Raw genomic sequence first — 14,303 nt, 5'->3', positions numbered from 1 at the left:
GGGAAAACGACAGGCCCGACGACATCGCCGTCGCGACACCAAATCAGCGGCACCTTAGGTGCCGTCGGCACCGCGATCGAGGGTCCCTACATCACCATGTTGTATTTGCTGAAACAGTCCATACACGCGCCCGAAGGCGTGCTTTCAGCACTATACAGCGAACCGTAATAGTCCGTTGACGTTTGTAAATAGTTTTATGGCAAGTAGATATCCGCGGCGCTACGCGAACCATGATACTCGTAGAGATATTTGCTACAGTCGCGATCACGGCCGTCGTGGCGAGGCCCGAGTCCAACAAGCCCACACCCACGATCCGACCGCGTGAATAGGCGGCGCGCGCGGCGCCGCCTCGTGAGCGACTCAGATATACGCGGCCACGCACTCGGGCTCACGGGATCGATCCGAGCCTTGTCCGACCAGGCTGTCCAACCCCCCACCGCGCTGCATTCATCGGTCCCGGCCGCGCGAAGACCGTCCGTATCGATTCCAGCGCTCACGGCGACGTCGACACCGGCGACTGGCGCACGGGTGGGCGCACTCCACAACACGATGTTGACGAAATTCGCGACCGTGCCAGACGCGCCGCGGTCCAACAACACCGCACACCGCACAACCGTTCGCTAGGCCGCGAGCTGGCCGAACCCAGAGTGTGCGCCGACCCACCGTGCGGTCGGCCATGCTGCCGGAATCTACTGCGTCAGCCCGATCGTTCCGCGCAAGCTAGCTATGGCAGGTGAGATGCTTGCGAACCAGTGCACGACGGGGATTCTTCCGCCATCGCGCCGAGAACGTCCCGGAGGCGTCGGCGATGCAATAGTGGTGGCCAACGGCGGGCGCGTCTAGCTGGCCGTGACCAACGGGTGCAGGTTCGATCAGGTCCCAGTCCAGCGGGGCGGGCGCTTCTCGGCGAAGGCGATGGCACCCTCCTTGGCGTCATGGGAGGCGAACACCGGTAGGAGGATCTTCAGCTGCTCGGCAAACATAGCGTCGCGGCTCCAGCCTCGGGATTCGGTGATGATGCGTTTGGTGGCCGCGACCGCGAGCGGGCCGTTGGCGGTGATCTTTTCCGCCAACGCGATCGCGGCATCGAGGGCGGTTCCCGGCTCGGCCAGGATGTTCACGAGCCCCAGCTCGTGAGCGCGTTCGGCGGGCAGGCTGTCACCGGTCAGCGCCAGCTCCATCGCGATCGCATACGGGATCCGCTCCGGTAGGCGTAGCAGTCCCCCGCCGCCGGCGACCAATCCGCGTTTGACCTCGGGAATACCGAACGCCGAATCGCTGGCCGCCACGATGAGGTCGGTAGCCAGCGCCAGCTCCGTCCCGCCGGCCAGCGCGTAGCCTTCCACCGCCGCGATAAGCGGCTTGGCGGGTGGACGTTCGGTGAAGCCCAAGCCCCGGCCCTCGACCACGACATTCTCGCCCCGGGCAAACGCCTTGAGGTCCATACCGGCGCAAAACGACCCGCCCGCGCCGGTCAGAATCGCCACCGAAAGGCCGGCGTCGCCATCAAGGCGATCCATCGCATCCGCCAAGCCCCGACTCACCGCAGCATTGACCGCGTTCTTGGCCTTGGGCCGGTTGATCGTAATGATCAAGATCCGATCCCGCTGTTCAACCAGTACTTCGGGCTCGGGGGTGGCGGCGTCGTCGTTTCCAGTGCCCACGATGCTTCGCAACTCCCTCCGGTATGAATCAGGCCGGTAATCGAGGTTTGAATCGAGCCTCTGTCAAGCTTGGGCCATCGCCGTGTCGATGACCGTAAGTTCCTCGGAAAGTCCTGCGGCCCTTCGTATTTTGATGAAATCGGCGAGCATGGCCTCAGTTACTTCATGCGGGTCTTTGACGGTGGATCCGTCGACGAGCACCGAGATATTGAGCTGGTCGACGTAGCTCCACACCGTGATGTTCAATCCGCTGCCCGCTGTCAGCGGGCCGACCGAATAGATCTCGGTGACCAACGCGCCGCCAACCCTGCCGCGTTCGCGCGGACCCGGAACGTTCGAAATGTTCAGGTTGAGGACTTTGTTCTGCCCATCACGGTCGGACAACCACCGAAAGAGCGCCTCCGTGCCCGCCGGCGGCCAGTAGGCCGCCCAACGGCTGATCAGCTCCGGGCCCAAGAGACCGTGGCTCTCCTTGGCCGACGCCGCGTTATCGTGGCAGGCCCGCACTCTATTCAGCGGATCGTCGGAGTCGGCGGGCAGCGCCACCATCATTCCGGTGAAGCGGTTCCCGGAGATCCGCTCCGGCGAAAAATCGTAAGCTACCGGGACCGAGGCCAGCAACGGTTGGGCTTGTCCGTCGTAACGCAGCAGCAAGGTACGCAACGCCCCGCTCGAGATGGCCAGCACCATGTCGTTGATCGTCGCCCCGAGCTTCTTGCCGGTCTGCTTCACATCGGCCAGCGCCAAGGTGGCGGTGGCGAACCTACGCTCGGGTGTGAGCCGGTGATTCATGAAGGTCGGCGGCGGAGTGAAGGGCATCGTCAGTTCGGGCGAGAGTTTGCGCGAGCTGCGTCGCACTCGGCCAACACCCGCCGCGGTGTACCGGACCGTCGCCGGTATGCGGCCAACATGACGCAAATGATCCACGAACGCCGCGGACATCAGCTGCCGCTTGGTGGGAGCCGGATCGGATACGTACGGGCGCCCCTCCGGTCCCGGCAATAGGTCCATTCCGCGCGCCAGCAGGTTCGCCGAGGCCACACCGTCGGCGAGCGCGTGATGAATCTTGGCAACTACCGCAATCCGGTTGTTGGCAAGGCCTTCGACAAAGTACATCTCCCACAGGGGGCGGGCACGGTCCAGTTGGGTACTGGCGATCTGTCCGATCGCCTCGTCGAGCTCGCGCCGGCCGCCAGGGGCGGGCAGCTGCCAGGATCGGACATGGTAGTCGAGGTCGAGATCGCAGTGCTCGCGCCACATCGGGTGATGGAACTTGAGGGGGACGTCGACCAACTGATAGCCGAGCGGTTCGAGTTTGGCGAGCCGACCCCCAATGACCTCGCGAAAGGCGTCGATGCTGAAGTCACGTCGATCCGGATCCAACTCCACGACAGCGACCTTGATGGTGTGCATGTGCACATTCGGCGTCTCGCTGTATAGAAGTACCGCGTCCCAACCAGTGAGCCGTTTCACCGTAGCCCCCTATTCATCGGGCGACCTTGTCGTTGGCCGTAGCCGACGCGAACCTAGATGACCTCTTTCGCGAATTGTTCCCGGCTGCGGTGGACCTGATTGAGGAAAAGGCCAATGGCATGCGCCATCGGGCGGGTGCGAGCACCATCAAGAAGGTCGAACCCATGGCCGGCACCAGGCAGTTCCAGATAGCCAACCAGGGAGCGCGAGACCTCGCGCAGCCGCTCGACAAAGCTCCGCGCCTGCTCAACCGGGATGACGCTGTCGCGGCTGCCGTGCACCACCAGGAACGGCGGCGCATTGCGATGGACCCGCGCCACGGGCGATGCGTCGCGGAATACGTGGGGATGGCGATCGATCGACCGCTTCACGACAACCCGCTCCAGAAAATCGACGAACCGGGCACGTTCCGCAGTGGAGCGATCTTCCCAGTCGTAGCGACCGTAGATCCCGACAACTGCATCGACCGAGGTGTCGGAGCCTTCCGGCAGCTCGTCCTCGTATTCGGAATCGTTGCCGGTGAGTCCGGCCAGCGCCGATAAGTGCCCACCCGCCGAACAGCCGGCCACCGCGATGAAGTTACGGTCACCGCCGAACTTGTCGACGTTGGCGCGCGCCCACGCGATGGCGGTCTTGACATCGATAATGTGGTGCGGCCACGGATGATGTGGTGCCACGCGGTAGTCGATCGACAGGCACACCCAGCCCTGCTCGGCGAGGTGGGACATCAGTGCATACCCCTGGATGGTGCGGCTGCCGTGCACCCACGCGCCGCCCGGAATGAAGACCAGCACCGGGGCGGGGTGCGCGGGTAAGTCTTCGCGGCGCCATACGTCGAGCGTATGACCCTGGTCGTCGCCGTAGCGGACGCTCGAGCGGTGCAGGTGGCGGCGGTGCCGCAGAGCCGACCACACGGGCGGGGTGCGCTCGGGCTCCGGCCACTCGACCGCGAGGGCGTCGGTCGAAACGATGCCGCGCAGCGCAGCGGCGGACACCTCATGCGTGCGCGCCCGCTCTTCGCGGCGCACTTCGTTGATACCCGGAGTCAGCCAGTCCCGCGCTGTCGTTGACAAGAAGTCTGGCGTGTGTCGAGCGCCCCAAAAACCGATAGCAGCAACGCCCCCCAGAGGCTTAAGATGCTTTCCTACCAGAGGTAGCGATGCCCCTGCGACACTAATAGCTAACACATAGTCGGCCGGCCGGGCACGTAGCAAACGTTTCATGCACCGCATGGTTGGCCCGGTCCGTCCTCGCTGCGCCATGGGGGGAGCCTACTCCTCGTCGCTCACGCCGGGCGCCGAACACCCTTGCTCGTCGATTCCGGCTGAAAATACCACCTTGCCTCGCCTGCGCGCGATACCCAGGCGAACCGTGTAGGCCAGCGCGCTGATCCCGAACAGCACCGCGGTGAGCAGCAACCACCTACCCAGAAACGGCTGCTGGGTTTGTCCGGTGGCCGCCAGGTATGTCGGCGCGCCCTGGCGGATGATGCCGGGAAGGAAGACCAACAGCGTCAGTCCGGCCGCCATCGCGGGCATCCGGATGTAGTTGCGAACCGGCACTGCCGTCGTGCGCCCGGCCGCCGGGTCGTCCTGCCGGCGAACCCGCGTGGCCAGGATCCGGTCGGCCAGGGCGTAGACCGGGTACAAGAGCAGGTCGTGGGCGACGACCGCGGCGACGAACCATACCGCAATCGACTGCCACCAGGTGACCTCGTTCCACAGCGCCGACGGCGGAAAAATGGTCAGTAGGTAGCCCACCAACGCGAAGCCGGAGATCATCGCCAGCAGGTGCGACGGACGTGATCCGTAGAATTTCGTGAAAAGCGTTGAAATACTGGGCATCTCAACTCTTGTAGAATTCGATGGTCGCGACCCATTTGGTGTTGTGCACGCCGGGCAATGCGGGAACGATGACGCGGGCTGGGTATCCGTGATCCAGCGAGAGGTCGGTCCCGTCGACCCGCAGCGCCAGCAGTGAATCGGGATCCGCGATCTGATTGGCCGCCAACTTAGCCTCGCCGAAGACGCCGCCGCGCTGCAGCGATCGCACTCTCGCCGAGTGCGGCGTCGGCACGCCCGCAATCAGGGCCAGTTCGGCCAGTGGCACACCGCCCCAGGTGCGGACTGCCGACCACCCTTCGACGCACGCCAACGGCAGCCGCGCGGTGCGTTGCGGCATTCCGGCCAGTGCGGCGCGGTCCAGTATCACCTCCGAAGGCCCACCGCGTAGCACCAACCGCCAGTTCGGGTCGGTGGCCCTCGCTGTGACGCCGGCGTCGGCGGCGGTCTTGTTGACGGGGAAGTCGCCCGGGCTGCTAACTCGGCCCCGGGGCAGCAGCAGGGCCGCCCTGCGGGTGAAGCCGCCGAGCGTCTGGCCGAGGGTCAGCACTCCCAGCAGCAGCACGCCCCCACCAACGAGGCCCAGCGCACCGCGCCTGCTGATTGTCGGTTCGGCCGGGTTGGCGGCCACCAGTCCGTCCGGGTCGGGCGGCTCCGGGCGAGTATCGGCCACGTTGGTGCGCAACACTTCTCGCATCGACCGTGATCGCAACCCGGTGATCATGCGCGGTATCTTGACCGCGATATGTAGCAGGAAACCCGCGATGAAGACCCATGCCCCGACGTAATGGCCGTCGTAGAAGCTGAACCCGAAGATGTAGTCGTACTGGATGTTGAGCACGCCGGTGACGATCTGGAACAAGATCCCACCGACGAGCATCAATACCGACAGCCGTTCGAGTAGCTGGGCGATCGAGCGCGCTGGCGGCCACACGAACAGCCGCGGTATCACCGACCACAGCTTGGCCAGCACCAGGGGGATGATCAGCAGCCCCAGCCCCACGTGTAGACCCTGGGTCAGCCGGTACAGCCATGATGGGCGGGTTGGCCAGGTGAATTCAGGCAGCCGGAGCCAGCCGACGTCAGCCGGGATGGCCTGGCCCAGCTGCGGCCCATAGGCAATATAGGAGAGCAGTCCGGTGATCATGACGATCGGCAGCGTCACCAACAGCATCAGGCCAAAAACCGACGTCAACCACGGGCCGCGCAGCGGGCTCCTAAACCGCGCCAGCCTTTTCAGACCCGGGGGCGGATGTTGGTCCAGCGTGCGCCACAGGCGGGCGGGAAAGCCGTAGGCATCCTCGTTTTCGGGGGGCTTGTCGTTTTCGGAGGGTTTGTCGTTTTCGGAGGGTTTGTCCGGCGCGCCTGCTGGATCCGTCACATCTCCCTCACAGTGCTGAGCAATCGAACCTCGGTCAACGTCGGACCGACTGGCGCGCCGATGTCACGAACCGACTCTAAACGAACCCAGCGCGCTCCGATACCTATGACCTTGGCTGATCTTGGCTGGCTGATTTTGGCCGGCTGATCTTGGCCCGTCTTGGCGTGCAGGCGGCCACACCGCCCCCGAGCACGCGGCCACGCCGCCTCCGCCATCGCGGCGCTCGCTGGCGCCCCATACTGGACTGGTGCCTGGCAACGATGCCCATCCAGACCTGCGCCGCGTCGCCCACTTCGTGCCTCGACAATTGGTGGGTCGGCGGACCTTGCCGTTGGTCCGCGCGTGGATCGCAGCTTCGGGGCGTACCTCTCGCACCCCCCGCGACGTCGAGGTCATCACCCTGACTTCCGGAGTCGGTGTCCGGGTCTATCGGCCCGTCGGATCCAGCGAACCGGCGCCTGCCCTGCTGTGGATTCACGGCGGCGGGTATGTCACGGGCACCGCACGACACGACGACTGGCTGTGCCGCCGCTTCAGCAAGAAACTGGGGATCACCGTCGCCTCCGTGGAATACCGGCTAGCACCCGAACACCCGTACCCCGCGCCGCTGGAGGACTGCCACTCGGCGTTGACCTGGCTGGTTGGGCTGCCCGCCGTCGACCCGGAGCGGGTGGCCGTCGGCGGCGCCAGCGCCGGCGGCGGCCTCGCTGCCGCGCTGGCCCTGCTCGCGCGTGACCGAGGTGACATCGCGCCGGTATTTCAGCTGCTGGTGTATCCCATGCTCGATGACCGAAGTTCCCGGTTGCCCGCCAATCCCCGCTACCGGCTGTGGAACGCGCGCGCCAATGGGTTCGGCTGGAGGGCCTATCTCGGCGACGCCGATCCCCAGATCGCGGTGCCGGCGCGACGCGACAACCTGAGAGGCCTGCCACCCGCGTGGATAGGCGTCGGTAACCACGACCTGTTTCACGACGAAAATCTGGCCTACGCCGAGCGCCTGACCGCCGCCGGGGTGCCGTGCCACATCGAGGTCGTTGACGGCGCCTTCCATGGTTTCGACCATGTGGCACCCAACGCGGCAGTGTCACAGAGGTTTTTTGACAGCCAGTGCACAAGCCTCTCTACCGGGTTGACTCCCGTGGCTTGAAGCCCGGCTCACTGTGCCGCATAAGCGACCTCGCCGTCGATGATCGTCGCCGAAACCAAGTCTGGGTCCAGCTCGGCCAGCGCCGCCGCCGGCGGCTCAGTCAGCACGCATAGGTCCCCTGGTTCACCGACTCGTATCGTGCGCGCTCTTCCAGGCTGGTCAGACCGCCCTAAGAACATGCCCAGCGCGGCTCGTGCTGAGACGCATTCGACGGCATTGAGAGTGGCCCCCGAGGGTGTGCGGCGGTGCACCGCGGCGCGCATCACCGCCCACGGGTCACCGCGGCCGAATGGCATGTCTGTGGAGAGTCCAACGGGCACATCGGCATTCACCAGCGACGCGAGCCGCCACAACTGATCGTGCTCGGCGACGGGTACCTGCGCAAGGTACTGATCACCGCGCTCGGCAACAAAGTTTGGCTGTGTCACGACCGTAAGCCCCAGGCCGGCGAGGTCGGTCAGGTCGGCCAAGCAGTCGCTGGGGACCACCGCGGCGTGCTCGATACGATCGGACCGATGACTGCCCGCGATGCGAAAAGCCGCGATCGTCAGCACGAGTTGTGCCGCGGTCACACAATGCACCGCGACCGGACGGTCGGCGTTGTGCTGGATAGCGATCCAGCCGGCCAGGTAATCCAGGTCGAGGCTGTCGTCGTGGAGGATCTTCTTACCCGGCGCCAGAAACCGTAGCCGCGGCCGAAACTCGCCGCGACGCCGGGCCAAGATCAACGAGACCATGTCGGCGGCTTCGAGGTCGGGCGTGGCGTCGGTGACCCCGGTGACACCGACCGCGGTGAGTCGGCGGCTCAATTGCGAAAGGTCGGTCTCGCGTCGTTGCAGCGCACGAGACCAGCCACGATCGGCGCTGCGCAGGCGCCCGTCAGGATGTTCGGCCATGCCGATTCGGCCTAGCGCGGCCGAATTGAGGATCCACAACGCGCCGCTGCGGTCCTGGACACGCACCGGAATGCCGGACACGGCGGCATCCAGAGCGCCCCGATCCAATGGTCCGGCAACGGACTCGTGATAGCCGACCCCGCGGATCCATCCGTCAGCCCCTGGCGCCGCGCTCGACAAAACCTGCATCAGTTGATCTTTGGTATGGACCTGAGGAGGCCCAAGCGAGAGCGAATCCACGACGGCAGCCGCGGAACGCAGATGCACATGGTGGTCGTGAAGACCGGGCATCACGGTCCCACCGGCAGCGTCGAGCACATCCTCCCCACGCTTGGCCGTCAGGGTATCGCCAACCTCATCGATCTCAGCGCTCACGCGGATGTCAACCCGTGCGCCATCCAGCAACGAGGCCCGCCGGATCAGCATGATAAACAATATCTTTCGCTGATCAACCGGCGCACGGTGTCGTTGTCCCGGCCAAGGCGGGCTGCCGTTGCGGGTACCGGCGGCGCCGACGGCGGGGAACCCGGGCACAGCGCTGCTGATGGGGCTACCGGAAGCGCCGCGTAGGTCGCAGCGACGGCCGCCATGGACACCTCGATAAGCTCGCCACCACCACCGAGCAAGGATTCTGAGGCGGCCCGATACGTCTCCAATCCAGTCAGCGGATCAGCGATGGCGTCACCGCAGAACACCGGTCCGTCAAGACCAGCACCGCGGGCCACACCCACCAGTCCGCCGCCGACGGCCGCATCGTCACCAAACGCGGGTCGGTCGGGACACACACTGTATCCGTTGATCCGCAACCAGATTCGTCCCGCACGCGGCGCGACACAGTCCGGTCCGAGTCCGCGTCGTGCCAGGGCCGCCGGCCGTGAACTCTCGATCACGATGTCGGCGACTGCCAGCAGATCCCGCAATTCGTCGCCGTGACGGTCGAAATCGAGGCAGTAAGAAAGCTTTCCTCCGTTGATCCAGTCGAAGAAGGCATGGTTGCCCGCCCGGGTGCCATCGGGGCGACGCCGGCTCTCGACCTTGACGACGGTCGCCCCCGCACGCGCCAACAGATAGCCGCACAGCGGCCCCGCCCACATCGACGACAGATCAGCGATCAGCAGGCCGGCTGGCTCACGCGGACGGGATCGCGCACCGAGGCGACCCACCCGTGGCGGTTCGGCCACGGCTTCGCCCAGGGCGGCCGCCGGAATGTCGAGCAGCTGCGCGCGCTCGACGACCTCGATGACTGAACATGTTGCCACCCAGCGTCGTAGCATCGGCCACGGGTCGCCAAGCACTGCATCGGCCTGTAGGAGCGCCGGCACTGCGGCAACGTCGTCGGGGCGAGACAGCGTGATGGCGCACCACCCGTCTCGCGCCGCTAGCAAGCGGGTGGCACCGCCGGCCGACATCCGGCCACCGCGGGTCAATCCCAACAACGCCGCCCGGCCCGTCAGCAAGGTCGCCGCATCGGCCGCGATCTGCTCGGCGCGACGGAGGAGGTGCGCGCGGGAGAAGTCGGGTGGCCCGTCGGGCAGACCCGTCAGGTAGGCCAGCCCACTGCTCCCCCAGTCCTCAATCGGCGGGGACTGCGCACAGCTCACCTAGCCGAGCGTAGCCGCGCCAAGGATCCCCCGCAGATGCTGTGCTGGCAGTGGTCACTTCCCGCAGTCGGCTAGAAGTGCACGGCACTAAACCGCCAGTCCAGTACCTGCCGGTCGGATCCGTCGCCAGCGTCACTGACGGCGTAGACCACTGATCGCAATCCGAGTAGGCCGCCGTTGCCCGTAGTTTCGGCGGACTCAACGTGCAGCTCGCTGTAGAGGGTGTCGGATTCGTGCACCGGACCGGTGTGATCGCAGGATTCCCAGCCCACGACCGTCACCAGGTTGGGCAGCAGCCGGCTCGCCTGACCCAGTGCCAGGCCGATGGTGTGCCCGCCGTACACCAAACGTTGGCCGCCGACCCGCCAATCATGATGTGTGGCAGCGATGTTCAGGGTGAGCCGGGCCAGTTCCGGCGCTGAACTGACCAGGTCTGCGGTGCTGTGTAACACCGCGCCGGCAAGGCTGGCCCCAAGATCTGCGAAATGCGGTCCGGGCACCCGCTTCCGGAAGGCCGCCGCGTCCCAGTGCCCGGTCGGATCGGCCGCCGGCGTTGCGGCATCGGCGCCGATGGTCGCTAGGTCATCCCCGGGCTCGGCGTCCTCGTGGCGCCAGTCGGGACTCGCCGGCAGCATCGCGCACCGGTGAAAGTCGAGGACCAGACGATCGGCCTGATCGACGGTCGTCATCCGCAGCGCCGCCAGTCCCGTTGGCGCGCGGCCGGACTTGGCTTTGTTGGCGCGTAACCCGACCACCGTGGTGCGGGTGTACAACGTGTCGCCGATCACCGGGAATCGATGGAACCTGAGTCCGCGGTAGAACAGGTTGGCTTTGACCCGCTGAGTCACCAACGTCGACTGCCCGATCGCCACGTCGCAGACCAGGCCCGGATGCGCCAGCGCTGCCGGTTCGCCGGTCACTACGGCGCTGAGATTGGCATCGCAAGCCATCCGCAGCCGGTCGCCCACGATCGATTGATGGGCGGCCGCCAAACCCGACGACAGCGTCACCGCCGGCGCCCAGTCGAACAACTGACCAATGGACAGGTCGTCGAAGTAGGGTCCGCCCTCGCGTATGGCCGCGTACCCGGAGTGGCTGTGCGTCACAACGCCACATGCTGGCAGGCTGTGCAACCAGGGGTCAATATTGCCGGCTCGTCAAGGTGGCGCAGATGAATGGTCAGTTGAACAACGACCTGAGCGACGATGAGGACATGCTGGTCGCTACCGTGCGGGCGTTCATCGACCGCGATGTGAAACCGACCGTTCGCGAGGTCGAGCATGCCAACACCTACCCCGAAGCGTGGATCGAGCAGATGAAGCGCATCGGCATCTACGGCATTGGCATCGGCGCGGACTACGGCGGGTCACCGGTGTCGATGCCGTGCTATGTCCAGGTCACTCAGGAGCTGGCACGCGGCTGGATGAGCCTTGCCGGCGCAGTGGGCGGGCACACGGTGGTCGCCAAGCTGTTGACGCTATTCGGCACCGAGGAGCAAAAGCGGGCGTATCTGCCGCCGATGGCCACCGGGGAGCTGCGGGCCACCATGGCATTGACCGAGCCTGGCGGCGGCTCCGACCTGCAGAACATGTCGACCACGGCCCTGCCCGACGGCCGCGGCGGACTGTTGATCAACGGGTCGAAGACCTGGATCAGCAACGCGCGCCGTTCCGGATTGATCGCGTTGCTGTGCAAGACCGACCCCACCGCGACACCGCGCCACTACGGCATCTCGATCGTGCTCGTCGAACCCGGCCCCGGACTGACGGTGTCACGGGACCTGCCCAAGCTGGGCTACAAGGGCGTCGAGGCCTGCGAGTTGTCGTTCGACAATCTTCGCGTGCCCCCCACGGCGGTCCTCGGCGGCCAGCTGGGCAAGGGCTTTGCGCAGATGATGAAAGGACTTGAGACAGGTCGCATCCAGGTGGCCGCGCGGGCCCTGGGAGTCGCGACGGCAGCGCTGGAGGACGCGCTCAACTACGCACAACAACGGGAGAGTTTCGGACAGCCAATTTGGAAACATCAGTCAATCGGCAACTACCTGGCCGACATGGCAACCAAACTCGCCGCGGCCCGCCAACTCACCCGATACGCTGCCGAGCGCTATGACAGCGGCCAGCGCTGTGATATGGAGGCCGGGATGGCCAAGTTATTCGCGTCCGAGGTCGCGATGGAGATCGCTCTCAACGCCGTACGCATCCATGGTGGCTATGGCTACTCCACCGAATACGACGTCGAACGCTATTTCCGTGACGCTCCGTTGATGATCGTGGGCGAAGGTACCAACGAGATCCAGCGCAACGTGATCGCCCGACAGCTGGTGGCCCGAGGCGGGTTATAGACGTCGCGTAGGGGTTTTCACACCTCGCGGTGGCCGGCCGGAATGCGGCTTGACGGACCCCTGACGAGCAGGTCCTTGATCTCGGCCGTGGATTCTTCAATTGCGTGAGTTCGGTGGTTGGTGTCCTGGGCTATGAAGGAGACAGAAAGGACCGTGGAGTCGATCGAGTTGATGTATTCGCGCACCGCATCGGCAAGCACACGTTGGGTGCCGCCAATAACCTCGAGCGCTGCCAGAATTTTCGCCTGGGATTCTTCGAGGGCCGCGATGCGCGCCTGGTCCACGTTCACGATCTGGTCCACGTTCATAATGTCGACTCCTATCTGACATTCGACACTAGAACCAATCTCTGAACCGCCTCGGTGAGTCCGCTGGCAGCGTCCTGGGAAACGTAGGGACGCTGACTGTTGGTTGGCTGATCAGCCAGGCAGCGATCTGGCTGTTGGCGCTTTGCCGAGGCCCAGTACCATCAGCATGCCGCCATGTATATTTGCTGACTTCGGTGCAAGCATGCGGCGCGGGAGCAGACCAGCAAGCGGAAGAAAGTCGGGTGCCATGAACTATCCGCCAGGGCCGTACGGAAGCTCCCCGGAATGGCAGGGCCAGCAACCCGGTTGGCCGGCCCAGCAGCCCGGTTGGGGCCAACAGCCGGCATATCCGGGCTATCAGCAGGAGCCGGACAACTACCTGGTCTGGGCGATTCTGGTCACCGTCCTGTGCTGTTTGCCATTTGGGATCGTCTCGATCGTGTATTCGACCAAAGTGTCCGGTTTGTGGGCTCAGGGCCGCTTCGCGGAAGCGCAGACTGCGTCGGCCAACGCCAAGAAATGGGCCATCATCGGCGCGATCACCGGCGTCGTCCTGGCCGTGATCGCCCTGGTGATTTACGTCTTGATCTTGGCGGTTGCCGTCAGCGAACTCCCGTCCACAGTCGAAACCACATACTCCGACTTCTGAGCGAACCGCGCCTGTTACGTTGATCGCCATCACATTTGGCGTCGCCCACCGGCGGCTGCATCCACGAGCCCCCAGCTCATCGCTGTATCGACATCGATAGTTCGACCGGACAGCACAAGATAGGCCGTACGCCACCGCCCGATCCGGCGCGTGACGCTGACGGTACCGCCGGCTCCGGGAATCAGCCCGAGACTCAATTCAGGAAGTCCGAACACTGAATCCGGCTTGGCCGCAACCCAACCGCAAAACGCCGCCATCTCTAGCCCGCTGCCGAGCACCTGGCCGTGCACCTCGGCACGACAGGCCGGTCCAAGCCTGACGGTAAGTGCGTCGAGCAGCAGGCCGGGACTGTGCCGGGTCCGGGCCAGATGTGCCGACGCCGGGTCGTCAAAAGTGCCAAACTCTGCAAGGTCGCCGCCGCTGCAAAATGATGGACCATTGCCGCTCAATACGATTTCGGTCACCGCCGGGTCCATCACGGCAACGGTCAGTGCCTCCAGGAGGGCACCGCGCACGTCGTCGGAAAAAGCATTGTGACGCTGCGGCCGGTTGAACCTGATCCGCACAATGTCACCGTCGCGGTCAACGAGTAACGGTTCCGCGATGTCGGGTGGGTGCACCGGCCCGCGCTCGTCAAGCCACCGCGCGAACTCCGGTCCGGCCTGCAAGGTCGAATAGGCCAGTGACTCGGTGACCAACCCGGTGAGCGTGGGATCGCCCGGGTCAACGACGCGCAACACGTCGGCGCACACGGCACTTGCCCGCGGCCAGCGTTCACAACGCCGCTTCAGCTCGACCAGTGCCCCGGCCACCGATTCGACAGTGACCGCGCGCCGATCGGCAGTGCGGCCCTCGACGAGGGTGAAAGTCGCATTCTCCAGCCAGAATTCAGCCGACGGCGACGCCATGTCAGTCGCCGAGCCGAACGCGACAACGACGCCCGGCGATACCATGTCGGGGTAGGGCTCCGGCACGCTCGACAGGTCGATCACCCGGAGCATC

At 65.3% G+C, this 14,303-nt stretch carries 13 protein-coding genes; 3 read left to right on the top strand and 10 right to left on the bottom strand.

Annotated features, from left to right (window positions below; genetic code table 11):
• Positions 1-872 precede the first annotated feature (872 nt).
• From F6B93_RS01770 to F6B93_RS01750, 5 genes are all read right to left on the bottom strand, one after another.
• Positions 873-1,664, bottom strand: coding sequence for a crotonase/enoyl-CoA hydratase family protein (locus tag F6B93_RS01770; protein ID WP_211699214.1), 792 nt, complete (start codon positions 1,662-1,664; stop codon positions 873-875).
• Between the two features lie 63 nt (positions 1,665-1,727).
• Positions 1,728-3,137 carry a WS/DGAT/MGAT family O-acyltransferase gene (locus F6B93_RS01765; RefSeq protein WP_211697454.1) on the bottom strand — a complete coding sequence of 470 codons (1,410 nt, stop codon included), beginning with the start codon at positions 3,135-3,137 and terminating at the stop codon, positions 1,728-1,730.
• 53 nt (positions 3,138-3,190) lie between these two features.
• On the bottom strand, positions 3,191-4,399 hold the full coding sequence (locus F6B93_RS01760) for an alpha/beta hydrolase (RefSeq protein WP_211697453.1): 1,209 nt from the start codon (positions 4,397-4,399) through the stop codon (positions 3,191-3,193).
• A gap of 9 nt (positions 4,400-4,408) precedes the next feature.
• Positions 4,409-4,981 carry a hypothetical protein gene (locus F6B93_RS01755; protein WP_246540965.1) on the bottom strand — a complete coding sequence of 191 codons (573 nt, stop codon included), beginning with the start codon at positions 4,979-4,981 and terminating at the stop codon, positions 4,409-4,411.
• A gap of 1 nt (position 4,982) precedes the next feature.
• On the bottom strand, positions 4,983-6,254 hold the full coding sequence (locus tag F6B93_RS01750) for a molybdopterin-dependent oxidoreductase (RefSeq protein ID WP_246541074.1): 1,272 nt from the start codon (positions 6,252-6,254) through the stop codon (positions 4,983-4,985).
• Between the two features lie 352 nt (positions 6,255-6,606).
• Between F6B93_RS01750 and F6B93_RS01745 the strand changes: the two genes are divergently transcribed.
• Complete coding sequence (locus F6B93_RS01745; protein WP_211697451.1) at positions 6,607-7,506, top strand: alpha/beta hydrolase; 900 nt, start codon at positions 6,607-6,609, stop codon at positions 7,504-7,506.
• An 8-nt stretch (positions 7,507-7,514) separates the two neighbouring features.
• Here the strand turns inward: F6B93_RS01745 and F6B93_RS01740 are convergent, their stop codons facing one another.
• The 3 genes from F6B93_RS01740 to F6B93_RS01730 form a co-directional block, all read right to left on the bottom strand.
• A complete protein-coding gene (locus F6B93_RS01740) occupies positions 7,515-8,828 on the bottom strand; it encodes an amidohydrolase family protein (protein WP_211697450.1) in 1,314 nt (437 codons plus the stop codon).
• Positions 8,822-10,003 (bottom strand): CoA transferase, encoded by a 1,182-nt coding sequence (locus tag F6B93_RS01735; RefSeq protein ID WP_211697449.1) that lies wholly within the window; start codon positions 10,001-10,003, stop codon positions 8,822-8,824. Before F6B93_RS01735 ends, F6B93_RS01740 begins: the two co-directional genes overlap by 7 nt.
• Positions 10,004-10,074: 71 nt before the next feature.
• Positions 10,075-11,109, bottom strand: coding sequence for a MaoC family dehydratase (locus F6B93_RS01730; RefSeq protein WP_211697448.1), 1,035 nt, complete (start codon positions 11,107-11,109; stop codon positions 10,075-10,077).
• A gap of 65 nt (positions 11,110-11,174) precedes the next feature.
• Here F6B93_RS01730 and F6B93_RS01725 point away from each other — a divergent pair, with 65 nt between their 5' ends.
• Positions 11,175-12,344: an acyl-CoA dehydrogenase family protein gene (locus F6B93_RS01725; protein WP_246540964.1), complete on the top strand. Its 1,170-nt coding sequence runs from the start codon at positions 11,175-11,177 to the stop codon at positions 12,342-12,344.
• 17 nt (positions 12,345-12,361) lie between these two features.
• Here F6B93_RS01725 and F6B93_RS01720 read toward each other — a convergent pair whose 3' ends face one another.
• Positions 12,362-12,652: a hypothetical protein gene (locus tag F6B93_RS01720; RefSeq protein WP_211697446.1), complete on the bottom strand. Its 291-nt coding sequence runs from the start codon at positions 12,650-12,652 to the stop codon at positions 12,362-12,364.
• Between the two features lie 247 nt (positions 12,653-12,899).
• Here F6B93_RS01720 and F6B93_RS01715 point away from each other — a divergent pair, with 247 nt between their 5' ends.
• A complete protein-coding gene (locus F6B93_RS01715) occupies positions 12,900-13,301 on the top strand; it encodes a CD225/dispanin family protein (protein WP_211697445.1) in 402 nt (133 codons plus the stop codon).
• Between the two features lie 29 nt (positions 13,302-13,330).
• Here the strand turns inward: F6B93_RS01715 and F6B93_RS01710 are convergent, their stop codons facing one another.
• The gene (locus tag F6B93_RS01710; protein WP_211697444.1) at positions 13,331-14,302 is read right to left on the bottom strand and encodes an enoyl-CoA hydratase/isomerase family protein; all 972 of its coding nucleotides are present in this window, start codon (positions 14,300-14,302) and stop codon (positions 13,331-13,333) included.
• Position 14,303: the final 1 nt, after the last annotated feature.

Source organism: Mycobacterium spongiae (assembly GCF_018278905.1).
Taxonomy (GTDB): Bacteria; Actinomycetota; Actinomycetes; order Mycobacteriales; family Mycobacteriaceae; genus Mycobacterium; species Mycobacterium spongiae.
This window is presented reverse-complemented; position numbering and strand designations above follow the sequence as displayed.